We start from the raw sequence: 16750 nt of genomic DNA on the forward strand, positions 1-16750 counted from the left end.
CAGATGCTCAACCGCTTCAACTGTCCACCGCAGGGAAGGGGGCCGCTCGCGTGAGTGTGCTCGACGAGATCATCGACGGAGTCCGTGCCGACCTCGCGGAGCGGCAGGCGCGCGTCAGCCTCGACGAGCTCAAGGAGCGCGCGGCGAAGGCTCCGGCTGCCAAGGACGGCGTGGCCGCGTTGCGCGGCGACGGCGTCAAGGTCATCTGTGAGGTCAAGCGCTCCAGCCCGTCCAAGGGCGCGCTCGCCGCGATCGCCGATCCGGCCGGGCTCGCCGCGGACTACGAGGCGGGTGGCGCGGCCGTCATCTCCGTCCTCACCGAGCAGCGCCGCTTCGGCGGCTCGCTCGCGGACCTGGAGGCCGTTCGCGCCCGCGTGGACATCCCTGTCCTCCGCAAGGACTTCATCGTCACGTCGTACCAGCTGTGGGAGGCCCGCGCGTACGGTGCGGACCTGGCGCTGCTGATCGTCGCGGCGTTGGATCAGTCCGCCCTGGAGTCCCTCATCGAGCGTGCCGAGTCCATCGGGCTCACCCCGCTCGTCGAGGTGCACGACGAGGACGAGGTCGAGCGGGCGGTGGACGCCGGTGCGAAGGTGATCGGCGTCAACGCGCGCGACCTGAAGACGCTGAAGGTCGACCGCTCGACCTTCGACCGTGTCGCCCCCGAGATCCCGGCCGGCATCGTCAAGATCGCCGAGTCCGGTGTCCGCGGGCCGCACGACCTCATCGCGTACGCCAACGCCGGCGCCGACGCGGTCCTGGTGGGCGAGTCGCTCGTCACCGGGCGCGACCCGAAGACGGCCGTCTCTGACCTCGTCGCGGCCGGCGCCCATCCCGCGCTCCGCCACGGCCGGGACTGACCCGCCGGTGCCCGCCTCGCCCCCCGCCGCCGTCACCCGTCCGGGCCTGTGCCCCGACGGGGGCCTGGCATGCGCAGGGGCGGCTGCGCCGGGCTTGGGCCGCGGGGACTCGTACGCCGGGCGCCCCTGTGTGCGGTCCGCCGCGCCGCTTCCGGGCGCTTCGGCGGCCCAGGATCCCTATGCCCGCCTTGCCCGCGGCTGCCGTCCGCGCGGCTGCCGGGCGCCCGCGCGGCGTGTGCACGGGCGTCGGGTTCGGTATGTCATCGGCGATGAGCCGGGTCAGGTCAACGGCATGCGATGGCCCGAGCACGTACGCGCGCTCGCGCTCCCTTTGGCCGAGTCCACCCTGCGGGTGAGCTGAGCCGGTCCGGCACCGCCGGTCGACGCACCCTCCTGCTGAGGGTAGGCGCGGCTCCGCCGCGGGGCTCGGGCTTCGCCCGGTTCCCCGACGTGTTTCCGGCCGGTTCGGCACCGCCGATCACCGCCGCGGGGCTGCTCGCCGTCGCGGCGGGAGAAACCACCTGCCGGTGGCCCTCCAAGCGATGGGGAACACCGCGGCGCGGTGACTCTTCCCGCCGGGAGCCTCTGCTGTGTGGCGGGGGTCGTGGGCACAAGCCGTTGTCTCTGCCGTGTGGCCGGGGCTCCGGGCGCGAGCCTTCGTCCTTGCCGCGTGGCCGAGGCCATGGGCACAAGCCGTTGCCTCTGCCATGTGGCCGAGCCCTGGGCGTGAGTCCTCGCCTCTGCTGTGTGGCCGGGGCGTCGGCGCGGGCCTTGCCCCTGTCGGGTGGCCCGTGGTCGCCGGGTGGCTCTCTGCCTCCTGCCCTTGGGTGGGACATTCGTCTTCAGCGAGGGCGGATGGGTGGGGAAGTCGGTGGTGTTGCCGGCGGGGTGGCCGGCCGGTGCTGGAGGCGTGATGTGTGCGTACGTGGCTAACGTGAACCCTGTCCGACCTGTAACCGGGGCTGTCGCCCCTGCGAGGTAACCGCATGCCCAGCGAGTTCTTCATTCCCGACCCGGAGGGTCAAGTACCCAGCACCGAGGGCTACTTCGGCGCGTTCGGCGGCAAGTTCATCCCGGAGGCCCTGGTCGCCGCCGTGGACGAGGTCGCCGTCGAGTACGACAAGGCGAAGGCGGACCCCGAGTTCGCCCGCGAGCTCGACGACCTGCTCGTCCACTACACCGGGCGCCCGAGCTCACTCACCGAGGTGCCCCGGTTCGCCGAACACGCCGGTGGCGCCCGCGTCTTCCTCAAGCGGGAAGACCTCAACCACACCGGGTCCCACAAGATCAACAACGTGCTCGGCCAGGCCCTCCTCACCAAGCGGATGGGCAAGACCCGCGTCATCGCCGAGACCGGCGCGGGCCAGCACGGCGTCGCCACCGCCACCGCCTGCGCACTCTTCGGCCTCGAATGCACCATCTACATGGGTGAGATCGACACCCAGCGGCAAGCCCTCAACGTCGCCCGCATGCGCATGCTCGGCGCCGAGGTCATCGCCGTGAAGTCCGGTTCCCGCACCCTCAAGGACGCCATCAACGAGGCGTTCCGGGACTGGGTCGCCAATGTCGATCACACTCATTACCTCTTCGGGACCGTCGCGGGGCCCCATCCCTTCCCGGCCATGGTGCGTGACTTCCACCGGGTCATCGGGGTCGAGGCCCGGCGGCAGATCCTGGAGCGCGCCGGACGGCTCCCCGACGCCGCCATCGCCTGCGTCGGCGGCGGCTCGAACGCCATCGGTCTCTTCCACGCCTTCATCCCGGACACCGGCGTACGCCTCATCGGCTGTGAGCCGGCCGGGCACGGTGTCGAGACCGGGGAGCACGCCGCGACCCTGACCGCCGGTGAGCCCGGCATCCTGCACGGGTCGCGGTCGTACGTCCTCCAGGACGAGGAGGGCCAGATCACCGAGCCGTACTCGATCTCGGCCGGACTCGACTACCCCGGCATCGGACCCGAGCATTCCTACCTCAAGGACAGCGGCCGCGCCGAGTACCGCGCGGTCACCGACGACGCGGCCATGCAGGCCCTGCGCCTGCTGTCGCGTACCGAGGGCATCATCCCGGCGATCGAGAGTGCCCACGCCCTCGCCGGGGCTCTGGAGGTCGGCAAGGAGCTGGGCAAGGACGGGCTGATCATCGTCAACCTGTCCGGGCGCGGCGACAAGGACATGGACACGGCCGCCCGTTACTTCGGCCTGTACGACAACGGCGCCGACGCCGTCGTCGAGGCGGACGCCGACAGTGCCACCGCCGAGATCGAGGGGGACGTCAAGTGAGCGGCAACATCCAGCTGTTGAGTGACACCCTCGCCGGTGCGAAGGCGGAGGGACGGTCCGCCCTCATCGCGTACCTGCCGGCCGGCTTCCCGACCGTCGACGGCGGCATCGCGGCCATCAAGTCCGTCTTCGAGGGCGGCGCGGACATCGTCGAGGTCGGTCTGCCGCACAGCGACCCCGTCCTCGACGGTCCCGTCATCCAAACTGCCGACGACATCGCCCTGCGGGGCGGAGTGAAGATCGCCGACGTCATGCGGACGGTCCGCGAGGTGTTCGAGGCGACCGGCAAGCCCGTCCTCGTGATGACGTACTGGAATCCGATCGACCGCTACGGCGTCGAGCGCTTCACCGCCGAGCTGGCGGAAGCGGGCGGGGCGGGCTGCATCCTGCCCGACCTGCCGGTCCAGGAGTCGGCGCTGTGGAGGGAGCACGCCGAGAAGCACGCCCTCGCGACCGTCTTCGTCGTCGCGCCGAGCAGCAAGGACGCCCGGCTCGCCGAGATCACCGCGGCGGGCAGCGGGTTCGTGTACGCGGCCTCGCTGATGGGCGTCACCGGCACCCGTGAGTCGGTCGGGGCCCAGGCCCAGGACCTGGTACGGCGCACCAAGGCCACCACCGAGCTGCCCGTCTGCGTCGGCCTCGGCGTCTCCAACGCCGCCCAGGCCGCCGAGGTGGCCGGCTTCGCCGACGGCGTGATCGTCGGCTCGGCCTTCGTGAAGCGGATGCTGGACGCGCCGGACGAGGCGGCGGGCCTGGAAGCCGTACGGGCGCTCGCGGCCGACCTGGCGAAGGGCGTGCGCGGAACGGCGTGAACGCGGAGTCCGTGCAGGCACGTAACGGACAATCCGCTCACTCGAACGGGTGGAGCTGGGACCGGGGAGGCGCGTTGCGCCTCCCCGGTTCGTTCTGCCGGATGTGAGCGAGAAGAACCGTGACGGAAAGCGCACCGCCCGCGAGCGGCTGGCGGTCGAGCGAGAGAAGCAGAGAGCCGCGGAGAAGCGCCGACGGGCGCTGATCGTGGGGGCGTCGGTGGTCTGCGTCCTCGGCCTGGCTGCGGTGGTCGGCGTGCTGGCCGCCAACTCCGGCAAGGAAAAGAAGAGCGACACGTCGGGCCCCGTCGTGTCGCCCTCGGGAGCGACCGGCAAGGACGCCCTCGCGATCCCCGTCGGCAAGGACGGCGCCAAGTCGACCCTCACGGTGTGGGAGGACTTCCGCTGCCCGGCCTGCCAGATCTTCGAGACGAAGTACCGCCCGACGATCCACGAGCTGGTCGACGCCGGTCAACTGAAGGTCGAGTACCACCTCGTCACCCTCATCGACGGGAAAATGGGCGGCAGCGGCTCCCTCCGCGCCGCCAACGCCGCGGCCTGCGCCCAGGACGCCGGAAAGTTCACCGCGTACCACGACGTGCTGTACGAGAACCAGCCCAGCGAGACCGACGACGCCTTCGCCGAGAACAGCAAGCTCATCGAGTTGGCGGGCAAGGTCGACGGCCTGGACACCCCGGCCTTCCGGAAGTGCGTCAACGACGGCACGCACAACAGCTGGGTCGTGAAGTCGAACAGCGCCTTCCAGAGCGGCGGCCTCACCGGCACGCCGACCGTGCTGTTCGGCGGCAAGAACATCTACTCGGACCCGACGATGAGCCCCGCCAAGCTGAAGCAGATGGTGGAGGCCGAGAACAAGGGCTGAGCCCCTCATCGGCCCCGGTGTCCCCCGGCCTGTCGGCAGGCCGGGGGACACCGCACGTTATGGACCCGTTGCCGGGCTGCTTGCCGTGGGCGGTGTCCGGCACGGTAGCGTCGACCCTGCCATGGAACTTGCCTACATTCCCAGCCCGTCGCGCGGTGTGCTGCACCTCGGCCCCATTCCGCTGCGCGGCTACGCGTTCTGCATCATCATCGGCGTCTTCGTAGCCGTCTGGCTCGGCAACAAGCGCTGGATCGCCCGGGGAGGGCGGACCGGCACGGTGGCCGACATCGCTGTCTGGGCCGTCCCCTTCGGCCTCATCGGCGGTCGGCTCTACCACGTGATCACGGACTACGAGCTGTACTTCAGCGAGGGCCGTGACTGGGTGGACGCCTTCAAGATCTGGGAGGGCGGACTCGGCATCTGGGGCGCGATCGCGCTCGGCGCGCTGGGTGCGTGGATCGGGTGCCGCCGCCGTGGCATCCCGCTTCCCGCGTACGCCGACGCCGTCGCTCCCGGCATCGCCTTCGCGCAGGCGATCGGCCGCTGGGGCAACTGGTTCAACCAGGAGCTGTACGGCAAGGAGACGAGCGTTCCCTGGGCGCTGCACATCACGTCCTCCACGGACGGGCGGGTGCCGGGGTACTACCACCCGACGTTCCTGTACGAGTCCCTGTGGTGCATCGGTGTCGGTGTCCTCGTCCTCTGGGCCGACCGCCGCTTCAAGCTGGGCCATGGGCGGGCGTTCGCGCTCTACGTCGCTGCGTACTGTGTGGGCCGCGGCTGGATCGAGTACATGCGCGTCGACGACGCCCACCACATCCTGGGCCTGCGCCTCAACGACTGGACCGCGATGGCGGTCTTCCTCCTCGCGGTGCTCTACTTCGTCATCTCCTCGCGCCGCCGGCCGGGGCGGGAGGAGATCGTGGAACCGGGGGCGGATGCCTCCGGCGACGGTGACGAGGCCGCGTCCAGCGAGGTCGCTTCCAGCGAAGCCGCTTCCAGTGAGGGTGAGAGTGCGGCCGACGGCGACAGCGATGCCGTCGACCTCGACAAGCCGGCTGACGCCGAGTCTGCCGAGTCCGCCGAGTCGGCGACGGAGGACGAGGCCGAGTCGGCCAAGAAGAGCTGACGGTTTTCGGTACGTCGAAGGGGGCGCCGCGTCCTGGAACGCGGCGCCCCCTTCGCGCGCCCACGCCGCTGCCGACACCCAGGTTCTTCGCCCCCTCCGCCCCTACCCATTCCCGTCCCTTGGGGGCTCCGCCCCCAAACCCCCGCCAAGGGGCTCCGCCCCCTGGACCCCCATCGGCCTTGACGGCCTCGTCCTCAAACGCCGGACGGGCTGAAGATTTCCAGCGCCGGCCCGGGGGAAATCTTTCAGCCCGTCCGGCGTTTGAGGACGAGCGCGCAGCGCGATAGCGGGGGTCTGGGGGCGGCAGCCCCCAGGTTCGGGACGGGTAGGGGCGGAGGGGGCGAAAAACCTGGGTGTTGGCGCCGGCGGGAGGGGGCGGGGCTCAGGTCAGGCGGTGGGCCAGGGCGAGGGTGCGGTGGGCGCCGGTTACTACCGCTGCGTCGATGAAGCGGCCGTCGGGGAGGGCCTGGGCGCCGGGGTCGGTGGCGGCGGCCTTGATGACGGCTTCGGCGGAGTCGATCTCCGCGGGAGTGGGGAGGTAGGCCCGCTCGATGATGGGGAGCTGGCGGGGATGGATGGCCGCGCGGCCGAGGAAGCCGAGGGAGCGGCCGTGGGCGCAGGACGCGGCGAGGCCCTCCACGTCGCGGATGTCCGGGTAGACCGACTGGACCGGTGGGGGCAGCCCCGCCGCACGGGCGGCCACGATCACCCGCGCGCGGGACCAGTCCAGGCCCGCGTCGTCGCGTACCCCCAGGTCGGCCCGTAGATCGGCCTCCCCGATGGCGATACCGCGGAGTGCGCGGTGCGACGACGCGATGGCGAAGGCGTGTTCCACGCCGAGGGCGGTTTCCAGGAGGGCGTACAGAGGGATCGCCCCGCCCTCCGCGGGGGTGGCGCCCTCCGCGACCCGTACGACGTCGGCGGGCGAGGTCACCTTGGGGAGACGGAGACCGGACAGGCCGGGGAGCGGCGAGACGGCCTTGAGGTCGGCGTCGGCGAGGGGGCCGTCGAGGGCGTTCACGCGGACGTGGACCGGAACGGGCGGCGGCTCGGCGAGCAGGTCCGCGGTGGCCGCGCGGGCGTACTCCTTGCGGTCCGGGGCGACCGCGTCCTCCAGGTCGACGAGGACGACGTCGGCACCGGAGGCGAGGGCCTTGACCACGACCTCGGGCCGGTCCCCGGGGACGTACAGCCAGGTGAGGGGGAACTCCGCGGTCATAGCGCGCCCTCCGCTCGCAGGGCGGCGATCTCGGGCCCCGTCAGGCCGAGTTCGCCGAGCACCGTCTCCGTGTCCGCGCCGTGCGGGCGCCCTGCCCAGTGGATCGCACCGGGGGTGGCGGAGAGCCGGAAGAGGATGTTCTGCATGCGCAGCGGGCCCAGCTCGGGGTCGTCGATGGTGGTGATCGTGTCCAGGGCCGCGTACTGCGGGTCGGCCATGACGTCCCGTACGTCCTGGATGGGGGCCACCGCCGCCTCCGCCTTCTCGAAGGCCTCGACAACCTCGGCGCGGGAGCGGCGGGCGATCCACGCGCCGACCGCCTCGTCCAGGATGTCCGCGTGGCGCGCCCGGTCCGCACCCGTGGCGAACCACGGCTCCGCGATCACGTCCGGGCGCCCCACCAGCCGCATCACCCGCTCGGCGATCGACTGCGCCGACGTCGAGACCGCGACCCAGGAACCGTCCGCCGTGCGGTAGGTGTTGCGGGGCGCGTTGTTCGCGGAGCGGTTGCCGGTACGGGGCTGGACGTGGCCCAGTTGGTCGTACCAGATCGGCTGCGGGCCGAGGACGGTCAGGATCGGTTCGATGATCGCCATGTCGACCACCTGGCCCTCGCCGGTGCGGCCGCGGGCCGTCAGTGCGGTCATCACCGCGTACGCCGTCGCCAGGCCCGCGATCGAGTCGGCCAGTCCGAAGGGCGGGAGGGTCGGCGGGGCGTCCGGTTCGCCGGTGATCGCCGCGAAGCCACTCATCGCCTCGGCGAGCGTGCCGAAACCGGGGCGGTGCGCGTACGGGCCGAACTGGCCGAAGCCGGTGACGCGGGCGAGGACGAGCCGCGGGTTCGCGGCCGACAGCTCCTCCCAGCCCAGGTCCCACTTCTCCAGCGTGCCGGGGCGGAAGTTCTCGATGATCACGTCGGTGCCGGCGGCGAGCCGGAGGAGGGTCTCGCGGCCGCCGGGCTTCGACAGGTCGAGCGTGATCGTGCGCTTGTTGCGGCCGAGGAGCTTCCACCACAGGCCGACGCCGTCCTTCGACGGGCCGTGGCCCCGGGACGGGTCCGGCTTGGCCGGATGCTCGACCTTGATGACCTCCGCGCCGAAGTCGCCGAGCATGGTGGCGGCGAGCGGACCGGCGAAGAGGGTCGCGAGGTCGAGCACGCGCAGCCCGGTGAGCGGGGCGGATGCCGTGCTGCCGGACGTACCGGTGCCGGGCGTGCTGGTCCCGGACGCGCTGGTGCCGGGCGTGCTCATGAGGTGCGCTGCGACGCCTGCGCGTCGATCTCGGAGCGGTACGGCATCGAGGACGACGCCCCGGGCCGCTGCACCGACAGCGCGGCCGCCGCGGACGCCCAGACGAGCGCCTCCGACATCTCCCGGCCCTCGGCGAGCGCCACCGCGAGGGTGCCGACGAAGGTGTCGCCCGCGCCGGTCGAGTCCACGGCGGTCACCCGGGGCGCGGGCACGGTGAGGGGTGCGGCGCCCCGGGCCGCGTACAGGCTGCCCGCCGCGCCAAGCGTGACGACGACTTCCGGGACCTGGTCGAGCAGGGCGGTGGCCGCCTCGTGGGGGTCGGTGATGCCGGTGAGCGCGGCGGCCTCGTGCTCGTTGGGCACCAACAGGTCGATGGAGGAGAGGAGTTGGGGTGACAGGCGTTGGGCGGGGGAGGGGGTGAGGACCGTACGGACGCCGTGGCGGCGCGCGGCCTCGGCGCCCGCGAGGACCGCGTCCAGCGGGATCTCGAGCTGGAGCAGCAGCGCGTCGGCGGTAGCGATGAGGGCCTCGTCGCCGGGGGCGAGGTGGTCGACGGTGCCGTTTGCCCCGGGGATGACGACGATCGCGTTGCCGCCCTCGTCGTCCACGACGATGTGCGCGGTGCCGGACGGGCCTTCCGTGGTGCGCAGGTGGTCGGTGTCCACGCCCGAGTGCTCCAGCGTGGAGCGGAGCTGGCTGCCGAAGGCGTCCGCGCCCACCGCGCCGATCAGCGAGACGTCCGCGCCCGCGTGGGCCGCGGCCACCGCCTGGTTGGCGCCCTTGCCGCCGGGGATCGTACGGAACTCCCGTCCCGTCACGGTCTCGCCGCGCTGCGGGGCCTTGGCGACGTACGCGACGAGGTCCATGTTCGTGCTGCCGAGTACGGCGATGTGGGTCATGGGCGGGGTGCCTCCCGGCGGGTGAGCAGGTGGGTGAGGTGGGCGAGGGCGTCGAAGCCGATGCCGTTGAAGTCGGCGATGGAAGTGGCGAGTTGGTTCTTGAGGGGGCTTGCCCAGCGGTCGGGGAGGGCGGTGGGGTCACCCGCGAGCAGGCCCGCGATGCTGCCGGCCGTCGCGCCGTTCGAGTCGGTGTCCCAACCGCCCGACACCGCACGGCAGATGGAGCCGGTGAAGTCGCCGTCCGCGTGGGTGAGGGCGGCGGCGATCAGGGCGGTGTTGGGGATGGCGTGGACCCAGTGGTAGGTGCGGTGGGTGGTGTGCAGTGTGTCCACGACGGTGTCGAAGTCGCTCGTGGTGCGGGCCAGTTGGATGGCTTCGTGGACCGCCTTGGACAGGCGGGAGTTCGGTGGGACGACGGTGAGTCCGGCGCGTAGGCACTGGTGGACGTCGCTCGCTCCGGTGGCCGCCTCGGAGATGGTGGCCGCCGTGAACATCGCCGCGTAGACGCCGTTGGCGGTGTGGGTGAGGGTGGCGTCGCGGTGGACCTGTTCCGCGGCGGCGGCCGGGTCGCCGGGGTTCGTCCAGCCGTGGACGTCGGCGCGGATGAGGGCGCCGATCCATTCGCGGAACGGGTTGCGGTGGCGGGCCGTGCGTGGGGGTTCGATGCCGGTGAGGAGGTTGCGGTAGGCGATGCGTTCCGCGGTGAAGGTGCGGCCGGCGGGGAGTTCGTCGAGCCAGAGGCGGGCCACGTCCGTGGTGGTGAAGTCTCTGCCGTGGCGTTGCAGCAACAGGAGGTTCAGGAGGGGGTAGTTGAGGTCGTCGTCCTCGGGCATGCCGTCGATGTTCTCGGCGAGGGAGGTGGGGGCGGAGCGTTTGTTCCAGGGGTAGGTGGTTTTTACGTCGTCCGGGACGCCGCGGGCGGTGAACCAGGTGTGGAGGGGCCAGTTGCCGGTGGCTCGAGCGAGCTCCCGGATGCCTTGGAGGGGGAGCTTCTCCACCGGCTTGCCCAGGAGACAGCCGGCGGCTCTGCCCAGCCAGGCGGCTTCCAGGCGGGCCTGGGTGGGGGCTGAGGGCGGGGTGGGTGCGCCGCCCGACCCTTGCGGGGTGCCGCCTTTCTTTGGGACGGGCGCCGCCCCAGCGGCGCGCATGCCCACAGCTACGTCGGCTTGGTCCCCGGGGGCACGCATGCCCACGGCCGTCGGCCAGTTCGGGCAGTGGGCCTTGATCCGTGCCAGGTCAGTGGGTTCCGAGTCTCTCAACTTGCTGGGCAGATCGGCGAGTTCGTCGAGGAGGTCCTCTGCCAGCACGCGCAAGTACGGCGAAGCCGGAGTCGTCGACGCGCCGGCGCGGAGGGGGGCCTCCGGGCCGCCCGCTGCTCGCCAGCGGGCGGCGATGGTGGTGGGCTCGCGGCCGTCCTGGGATGCCTGGTGGAGTTCGTGGCCGAGGAGGTCCTCCGGCTGGACCCAGGTCAGTCGGAGCATGGTGTCCCCGCCAGCACGGCGTACGCCGACTCGTGGGCGCGGCGGCGCCGTACGTCCCGTTCGAAGATCTCGCGGGTCACCTCCGCGAGCGTCCTCGCCGGGGCGTTCAGGTCGAGGCGGCTGGACTCCGCCACCGTCTTGGCCCAGTCGTGCGGGACCTCGGAGCCGAGGGCGCCCGCGAGGGCGCCGGACATGGTGGCGATGGAGTCGCAGTCGCGTCCGTAGTTGACCGAGCCGAGGACCGCGTGCCGGTAGTCGCCGGCCGCGACCACCAACATGCCCAGGGCGATGGGGAGTTCCTCGATGGAGTGGAGGCGGGAGGGGCGGCGGGCGCCGAGGGACGGGGCCCGGTAGTCGGGGCCCACCGTGTCGTAAGGGGCCACCGCCTCCCGTAGTGGGGCCAGCGCCGACTCGAAGTCCGCGTGGCGGGCGGCGACTTCGCAGACCGCCTGGATGGCCGACCGTGTGCCGTCCTTGGCCAGGGCCAGGCAGGCGTCCACGACGGAGTCCGGGGTCGCATCCGGTGTGCAGGCCGCCGCGACCGCCGCCGCGAAGACGCCCGCCGCCTCGCGCCCGTACGACGACTGGTGGGCGCCCGCGATGTCGAGCGCCTCGGCGTACGCGCCCGCCGGGTTCGCCGCGTTGACGAGGCCGACCGGGGCCATGTACATCGCGGCACCGCAGTTGACGATGTTGCCGGTGCCCGCCTCCCGGGGGTCCATATGGCCGTAGTGGAGGCGGGCCACCAGCCATTTCTCCGCGAGGAAGATCCGCTGGAGGGGGAGGGCCTCGGCCTCGAGTTCGGGGATCCAGCGGGGGGTGCCCATGAGGTCGGGGACGAGGTGCTCGGCGACGGCGTACGCGTCGAGGTGGTCGCGGACGCTGGCGTACACCCGTACCAGCGCATGGGTCATCAAGGTGTCGTCGGTGACGTGCCCGTCGCCCTTGTGGTACGGGGCGATGGGGCGGGCCGTACGCCAGTCGGCGCCGTTCCAGGGGCCGACGATGCCGTGGACGCGGCCGCCGTGGCGTTCGGCGATCTGCTCGGGGGAGTACCCCTCGACGGGGCCGCCGAGCGCGTCGCCGACGGCGGCTCCGACGAGGGCTCCGGTGATCCGTTCGTCGAGAGTTCCTGTTCCTTCTCCTTTGGGCATCATGCCCGAATCATCCCTCTGGGGTGGCCAGTTCCGTCGCTTCCAGCAGATCGGCGAGTCCGATGAGGTCGGTGCCGGTGAGGCGGGGCAGCGCGCAGCCGGAGAGGGTGCGGCAGGCGTCGCGCCAGGAGGCGGGGATCGCGTCGCCGCCGCCGAGCGCGCCGGTGAGCGCGCCCGCGAGCGCGGGGGCCGAGTCGGCGACCCGGGACAGGCACGCGGCGGCGGGCACCGCTTCGGCGATGCGGCCGCGCGCGGCGGTGGCGAGGGCCAGGGCCACGGGTACGGTTTCCGCCGCGGCGATGCCGTAGCTGTAGACGTGGTCGACGATCTGGTGCTCCAGGAGGGGGACGAGGGCGAAGGTGCCCTCGCTGCCGCGGGCGAGCTTGAGCGCGTACCGGGCGTTGCGGCCGATCTCCGTCGACTCGGGCAGTTCGGCGAGGGCGGCGTTCACGCAGGCGTCGACGTCGGCCCCGGCGAGGGCGAGCGCCAGCGCCGCGGCCATGGCGCGGGCGCCGTGCACGCCGTCGCCGTCCTGGGTGTAGCGGGCGTCGAACTCGGCGAGTTCCGCGGCGAGTCGGGGGTCGCCCGGGTGGGCCACGGCGAGCGCACACGCCCGTACGCAGGCCGCGTCGTCGAAGTAGTGCGGGTTGTCGTGGCCGGTGGCGGGCGGGCGCAGGCCGGTGGCGAGGTTGCCGAGTCCGGCCCGTACGGAGATCCGGGCGCGGAGGGGGAGCAGCGCGGACTCGACCTCGGGGGCGCGCTCGGCCGCGGCCGCGACCTCGCTGGCGATGGCGTTCCACGACAGGTCGATGGACGCGCGCATGCGCCGCCCCCGGCTCAGGTCCCCGAGCGCGGCGCCCTCCCCGGCCCGTAGTACGGCCTCCGCCGCGAACGCCGCCCACTCCGCGTCGTCCGACGGGCCGAGCCGCAGCGGCTCCGGCGGCTGGTTCAGCGCGATCGGCACGGGCAGCGTCGTCGTCGCGTTCTGCTCCGCGAACGTGTCCAGCTCCCGCGTCAGCCGCCGCGTCCACTCGGGCATCCGCGCCGCCCGATGCCGAGCGGCAGGCCACCCGGCGGCGTCGCCCGCGGCCAGCCCGAGCAGCAGTCCTTCGATACGCCGGGGCCGCGTGCGGGGCGCTGCCGCGCGGAGATCCAGTGGGGCGAGCTGCTGCGTGCGGGGCGCTGCCGCGGGGGCCACCGCCGCGCCGGGCTCCGCCGTGCGGCGTGTCGCTGGCACAGGGTCCGCCATGCGGCGAGTCGCCGTGCCGGGGTCCGCTGCGTGGGGAGTCGCCGTACCGGGATCCGCTGCGTAGCGGGCCGATGTGCCGGGGTCCGCTGCGTGGGGGGCCGTCGTGTCAGGGTCCACCAGGCCGCGCTCCGCCGCGTCACGGGTTGCCGTGCCGGGAATCGCCGTACTGGGTTCCTCCCTGCGGGGCGCTGCCGAGCTGGGGCTGGGTGCAGCAGCGCCGGGCTCCGGCGAGCGGGGCGTTGCCGTGCCGAGAGCCTCCGCGAGGGGCGCCTCCATGCTGGGTGCAGCCGTGCCGGGGCGTACTGAGCCGGGTGCCTCCGTGCCAGGCACCTCCGCGCCGGGTTCCGGCACGCCGGGTGCCCCCGTGCGGGGCTCCGCTGCGCGGGGCGTCGCCGTGCCGGGTTCCGTGCGGGGCGCAGCAGCGCCGGGCTTCGCCGAGCGGGTCGTCGTCGTGTCGGGCGTATTCGTGAGGAGCCCATCCGTGCTTGGTTCCGTCGTGCCGGGCGTCTTCGTGAGGAGTTCGGACGTCGCATCCGTGAGGGGCTCTTTCGTGGCGGGCGTCGTCGTGTCAGGCGTATCCGTGAGGGGCTCCTCTGTGCCTGGTTCCGTTGTGCCGGGCCTCTTCGTGAGGAGTTCGGCCGCCGCATCCGTGAGGGGCTCTTTCGTGGCGGGCGTCGTCGTGTCAGGCGTATCCGTGAGGAGCCCGTCCGTGCCTGGTTCCGTTGTGCCGGGCCTCTCCGCGAGGAGTTCGGCCGCCGCATCCGCGAGGGGTTCCCTCGTGCCGGGCTCCGCCGTGCCGGGCGCATCCGTGAGGGGCTCCTCCGTGCCTGGCTCCGCCGTGCCGGGCGTCTTCGTGAGGAGTTCGGCCGCCGCATCCGCGAGGGGTTCCTCCGTGCCGGGCGTCGTCGTGTCAGGCGTATTCGTGAGGGGCTCCTCCGTGCCTGGTTCCGTTGTGCCGGACCTGTCCGCGAGGAGTTCCGCCACCGCATCCGTGCGGGGCTCCGCCGAGTCAGGTGTTGCCGGGGCGGCCGCCTCCACCGCAGAGGTGGCCGCCACGCCGGCTCCCTCCCCAGTCCCCTCCCCGGGCTCGTCCCCCACCAGGCCGGGCCTCACGGCCGTACCTCGTCGTCATCGGCGGCGAGCAGATACGCATCCGCGACGGGAAGCGCGTTCGCGTCCGCGTCGGGAAACGTGGACGCCTGCGCGCAGGGCAGTGCGTACGCATCCCAGTCGGGCAGCACGTACGCGTCCCGGGCCGCGTGCCCGCCCGGGACGGGCATCGCCCACTCACCCCCCGGATCTCGTACGAGCCCACCGGCACCCCGACCCGCACCGCGTACGAACCCCCCAGCCCCCCACTTCCCGTCGTCCCCCGGTGTCAGCAGCTCCGCCACGTCGAGCACGTGGTGGCCCTCCATGGAGGGGAGGCAGCTGCCGCGTGCCGGGCCGATGGCTGCCGCCCAGGCGGCTGGGATCGATGAGGCGCCGTGTGTCGCGCCCGCCAGGGCGCCCGCCACGGCGGCTGTCGTGTCCGCGTCGCGGCCCATGTTCACGGCGGTGAGCACGGACTCGGTGAAGGCGCCGTCGGCGGAGGCGTACGCGCCGAAGGCGAGGGCGACGGCCTCCGGGGCGAGGTCCGTCCAGGGGTAGCCGCCGATCACGACCGCCGAGCGGACCGCCCGCTCGCCCCGATGGGCGACGGCGACCGCCCGGCGCAGCGTGCGGGCGGTCCAGGAGTCGTCCGGGATGACGGCGAGGGCGGAGGCCACGACGGCGATCGTGGGGGCGCCCGCCATCGCCGCCGCGACGCCCGCCGCGACCGCCTGGCCGCCGTAGATGCCCTCCCCTTCATGGCTCACCGAGCCGTCGATCGCCACGAGCCGGGCCGCCTCGGCCGGGCGGCCCGCCGCGAAGACGCCGAAGGGGGCCGCGCGCATGGCGAGCCCGTCGCTCCAGGCGTGCCGGTGCTGCGCCGAGATCGGTGCCGCCAGGCCCCGGCGCAGGTTCTCCAACGTGCCGCGCTCGCTGAACCCCGCGCCCCGGAACGGCCCCTCGTCCCGGTCCGCGATCCACTGATGCCAGGCCGACTCCACGTGCGCCACGGTGAGGGCGGAGCCGTGCCGGGCCAGCAGCAGCCCCGAGAAGATCGCGTACTCCGTGTCGTCCGTCCCGGCCGGGTGCTCGGCGACGTACCCCGTGATCCGGCCCCAATTCGCACGGATCTCCGACGGCTTCATGTTCTCGGCGGGCGCGCCCAGCGCGTCCCCGACGGCGAGTCCGAGCAGCGCACCGCGCGCCCGTTCGCGGAGATCGGCGGCGTCCCCGGGCGCCGGGACCGAGGGAATGCAGGCGATGGAAGCCATACGTGCCTCTCCTCTCAGGGCTCCTGTCGGGACGCGGAGCTCAATGCGCGGAACTCGGCGCGCGGAACCCTTTGCGGATCTGTCCCACATCGGCGGTTGACAGGAGCCTGGCGCGCCCCAGCGTCACCCGGTCGACATCTGTGCGGATACATCGACGGATGAGCGCAGCCGGGTAAAAGCGCAGGTAAGCCCAGCCTTTCCTTGCTGGCGAGAGGGAAATGAAACGCGTAAATTCGGTGTTGTCGAAAAGTGGAACTTGTCCAAAGTTAGCCTTACCTTAGAACCCTGGGGGGCCGCATGGCCATCATCGAGACCGAAGCGACGCTGCACGAGGCGCATCGCGACAACCACACCCACCGGGATGTGAACGGCGGATGGCTGCGCCCAGCGGTGTTCGGAGCGATGGACGGACTCGTCTCCAACCTGGCCCTGATGACCGGTGTCGCCGGTGGGTCCGTCTCCCACCAGACGATCATCATCACGGGACTCGCGGGCCTCGCCGCCGGCGCCTTCTCGATGGCCGCCGGCGAATACACCTCCGTCGCCTCGCAGCGCGAACTCGTCGAGGCGGAACTCGACGTCGAGCGCCGGGAGTTGCGCAAGCACCCCAAGGATGAGGAGCGCGAGCTGGCCGCGCTCTACGAAGCCCGTGGCGTCGATCCCGAGCTGGCGCGCGAGGTCGCCCAGCAGCTCTCCCGCGACCCCGAGCAGGCCCTTGAGATCCACGCGCGCGAGGAGCTGGGCATAGATCCCGGCGACCTGCCCTCCCCGACCGTCGCCGCCGTGTCGAGCTTCGGCTCCTTCGCGCTCGGCGCCCTGCTCCCCGTGCTGCCGTATCTGCTGGGCGCGACCGCCCTGTGGCCCGCGCTGCTGCTCGCGCTGATCGGGCTCTTCGCGTGCGGCGCGATCGTGGCCAAGGTGACCGCGCGGTCCTGGTGGTTCAGCGGGCTGCGACAGCTCGCTCTCGGTGGTGCCGCGGCGGGTGTGACGTACGTCCTGGGCAGCTTGTTCGGTACGGCCGTAGGATGATGCGTCGAGCACCTATGCAAGGGACTGCATAAGTAGCCGTTACTCGGCGGTTTCGATTCCTTAACCACTGGGCATGAGCCGTAAGCGCCGCGGGCAATGACGCCTGCTCCGCACCACTCGTAGCGGGCGACGAAGCCTGCCGCGAA

At 72.6% G+C, this 16750-nt stretch carries 14 protein-coding genes; 7 read left to right on the forward strand and 7 right to left on the reverse strand.

The features are described 5' to 3' along the window. Positions 1–50 precede the first annotated feature (50 nt). The 6 genes from trpC (at position 51) to lgt (ending at position 5960) form a co-directional block, all read left to right on the forward strand. On the forward strand, positions 51–860 hold the full coding sequence (gene trpC / locus ACFY0T_RS34985; RefSeq protein WP_388879929.1) for an indole-3-glycerol phosphate synthase TrpC: 810 nt from the start codon (positions 51–53) through the stop codon (positions 858–860). A 130-nt stretch (positions 861–990) separates the two neighbouring features. Then, positions 991–1221 (forward strand): tryptophan biosynthesis modulator TrpM, encoded by a 231-nt coding sequence (gene trpM / locus ACFY0T_RS34990; RefSeq protein ID WP_388880068.1) that lies wholly within the window; start codon positions 991–993, stop codon positions 1219–1221. A 625-nt stretch (positions 1222–1846) separates the two neighbouring features. Continuing rightward, positions 1847–3139, forward strand: a complete 1293-nt coding sequence (gene trpB / locus ACFY0T_RS34995; protein WP_388879932.1) for a tryptophan synthase subunit beta — start codon at positions 1847–1849, stop codon at positions 3137–3139. After that, positions 3136–3951 (forward strand): tryptophan synthase subunit alpha, encoded by an 816-nt coding sequence (gene trpA, locus ACFY0T_RS35000; protein ID WP_388879935.1) that lies wholly within the window; start codon positions 3136–3138, stop codon positions 3949–3951. The genes trpB and trpA overlap by 4 nt, the downstream gene beginning before the upstream one ends. A gap of 103 nt (positions 3952–4054) precedes the next feature. Next, entirely contained in the window at positions 4055–4831 is a 777-nt protein-coding gene (locus ACFY0T_RS35005; protein WP_388879938.1) for a DsbA family protein, read from the forward strand. Positions 4832–4952: 121 nt separating this feature from the next. After that, positions 4953–5960, forward strand: a complete 1008-nt coding sequence (gene lgt, locus ACFY0T_RS35010; protein WP_388879941.1) for a prolipoprotein diacylglyceryl transferase — start codon at positions 4953–4955, stop codon at positions 5958–5960. 382 nt (positions 5961–6342) lie between these two features. Here lgt and ACFY0T_RS35015 read toward each other — a convergent pair whose 3' ends face one another. From ACFY0T_RS35015 to ACFY0T_RS35045, 7 genes are all read right to left on the reverse strand, one after another. Next, positions 6343–7179, reverse strand: a complete 837-nt coding sequence (locus ACFY0T_RS35015) for an HpcH/HpaI aldolase/citrate lyase family protein (protein WP_388879944.1) — start codon at positions 7177–7179, stop codon at positions 6343–6345. Next, positions 7176–8429 carry a CaiB/BaiF CoA transferase family protein gene (locus tag ACFY0T_RS35020; protein ID WP_388879947.1) on the reverse strand — a complete coding sequence of 418 codons (1254 nt, stop codon included), beginning with the start codon at positions 8427–8429 and terminating at the stop codon, positions 7176–7178. The genes ACFY0T_RS35015 and ACFY0T_RS35020 overlap by 4 nt, the downstream gene beginning before the upstream one ends. Further along, the gene (rbsK, locus tag ACFY0T_RS35025) at positions 8426–9328 is read right to left on the reverse strand and encodes a ribokinase (protein WP_388879950.1); all 903 of its coding nucleotides are present in this window, start codon (positions 9326–9328) and stop codon (positions 8426–8428) included. The genes ACFY0T_RS35020 and rbsK overlap by 4 nt, the downstream gene beginning before the upstream one ends. Further along, positions 9325–10809 carry an ADP-ribosylglycohydrolase family protein gene (locus ACFY0T_RS35030; RefSeq protein ID WP_388879952.1) on the reverse strand — a complete coding sequence of 495 codons (1485 nt, stop codon included), beginning with the start codon at positions 10807–10809 and terminating at the stop codon, positions 9325–9327. The genes rbsK and ACFY0T_RS35030 overlap by 4 nt, the downstream gene beginning before the upstream one ends. Then, positions 10797–11966, reverse strand: coding sequence for an ADP-ribosylglycohydrolase family protein (locus ACFY0T_RS35035; protein ID WP_388879955.1), 1170 nt, complete (start codon positions 11964–11966; stop codon positions 10797–10799). The genes ACFY0T_RS35030 and ACFY0T_RS35035 overlap by 13 nt, the downstream gene beginning before the upstream one ends. 7 nt (positions 11967–11973) lie before the next feature. Next, positions 11974–13212, reverse strand: a complete 1239-nt coding sequence (locus ACFY0T_RS35040) for an ADP-ribosylglycohydrolase family protein (protein ID WP_388880071.1) — start codon at positions 13210–13212, stop codon at positions 11974–11976. 1109 nt (positions 13213–14321) lie between these two features. Continuing rightward, the gene (locus ACFY0T_RS35045; RefSeq protein WP_388879958.1) at positions 14322–15575 is read right to left on the reverse strand and encodes an ADP-ribosylglycohydrolase family protein; all 1254 of its coding nucleotides are present in this window, start codon (positions 15573–15575) and stop codon (positions 14322–14324) included. 297 nt (positions 15576–15872) lie between these two features. Between ACFY0T_RS35045 and ACFY0T_RS35050 the strand changes: the two genes are divergently transcribed. After that, entirely contained in the window at positions 15873–16604 is a 732-nt protein-coding gene (locus tag ACFY0T_RS35050; RefSeq protein WP_388879960.1) for a VIT1/CCC1 transporter family protein, read from the forward strand. Positions 16605–16750: the final 146 nt, after the last annotated feature.

Origin of the sequence: Streptomyces sp. NPDC001530 (assembly GCF_042894545.1) — a bacterium.
Classification (GTDB): Bacteria; Actinomycetota; Actinomycetes; order Streptomycetales; family Streptomycetaceae; genus Streptomyces.

Coding starts and splice junctions, on each gene's coding strand:
- trpB (WP_388879932.1), top strand. CDS start 1,847: ATGCCCAGCGAGTTCTTCATTCCCGACCCGGAGGGTCAAGTACCCAGC.
- lgt (WP_388879941.1), top strand. CDS start 4,953: ATGGAACTTGCCTACATTCCCAGCCCGTCGCGCGGTGTGCTGCACCTC.
- ACFY0T_RS35015 (WP_388879944.1), bottom strand. CDS start 7,179: ATGACCGCGGAGTTCCCCCTCACCTGGCTGTACGTCCCCGGGGACCGG.
- ACFY0T_RS35020 (WP_388879947.1), bottom strand. CDS start 8,429: ATGAGCACGCCCGGCACCAGCGCGTCCGGGACCAGCACGCCCGGCACC.
- rbsK (WP_388879950.1), bottom strand. CDS start 9,328: ATGACCCACATCGCCGTACTCGGCAGCACGAACATGGACCTCGTCGCG.
- ACFY0T_RS35030 (WP_388879952.1), bottom strand. CDS start 10,809: ATGCTCCGACTGACCTGGGTCCAGCCGGAGGACCTCCTCGGCCACGAA.
- ACFY0T_RS35035 (WP_388879955.1), bottom strand. CDS start 11,966: ATGATGCCCAAAGGAGAAGGAACAGGAACTCTCGACGAACGGATCACC.
- ACFY0T_RS35040 (WP_388880071.1), bottom strand. CDS start 13,212: ATGGCGGACCCTGTGCCAGCGACACGCCGCACGGCGGAGCCCGGCGCG.
- ACFY0T_RS35045 (WP_388879958.1), bottom strand. CDS start 15,575: ATGGCTTCCATCGCCTGCATTCCCTCGGTCCCGGCGCCCGGGGACGCC.
- ACFY0T_RS35050 (WP_388879960.1), top strand. CDS start 15,873: ATGGCCATCATCGAGACCGAAGCGACGCTGCACGAGGCGCATCGCGAC.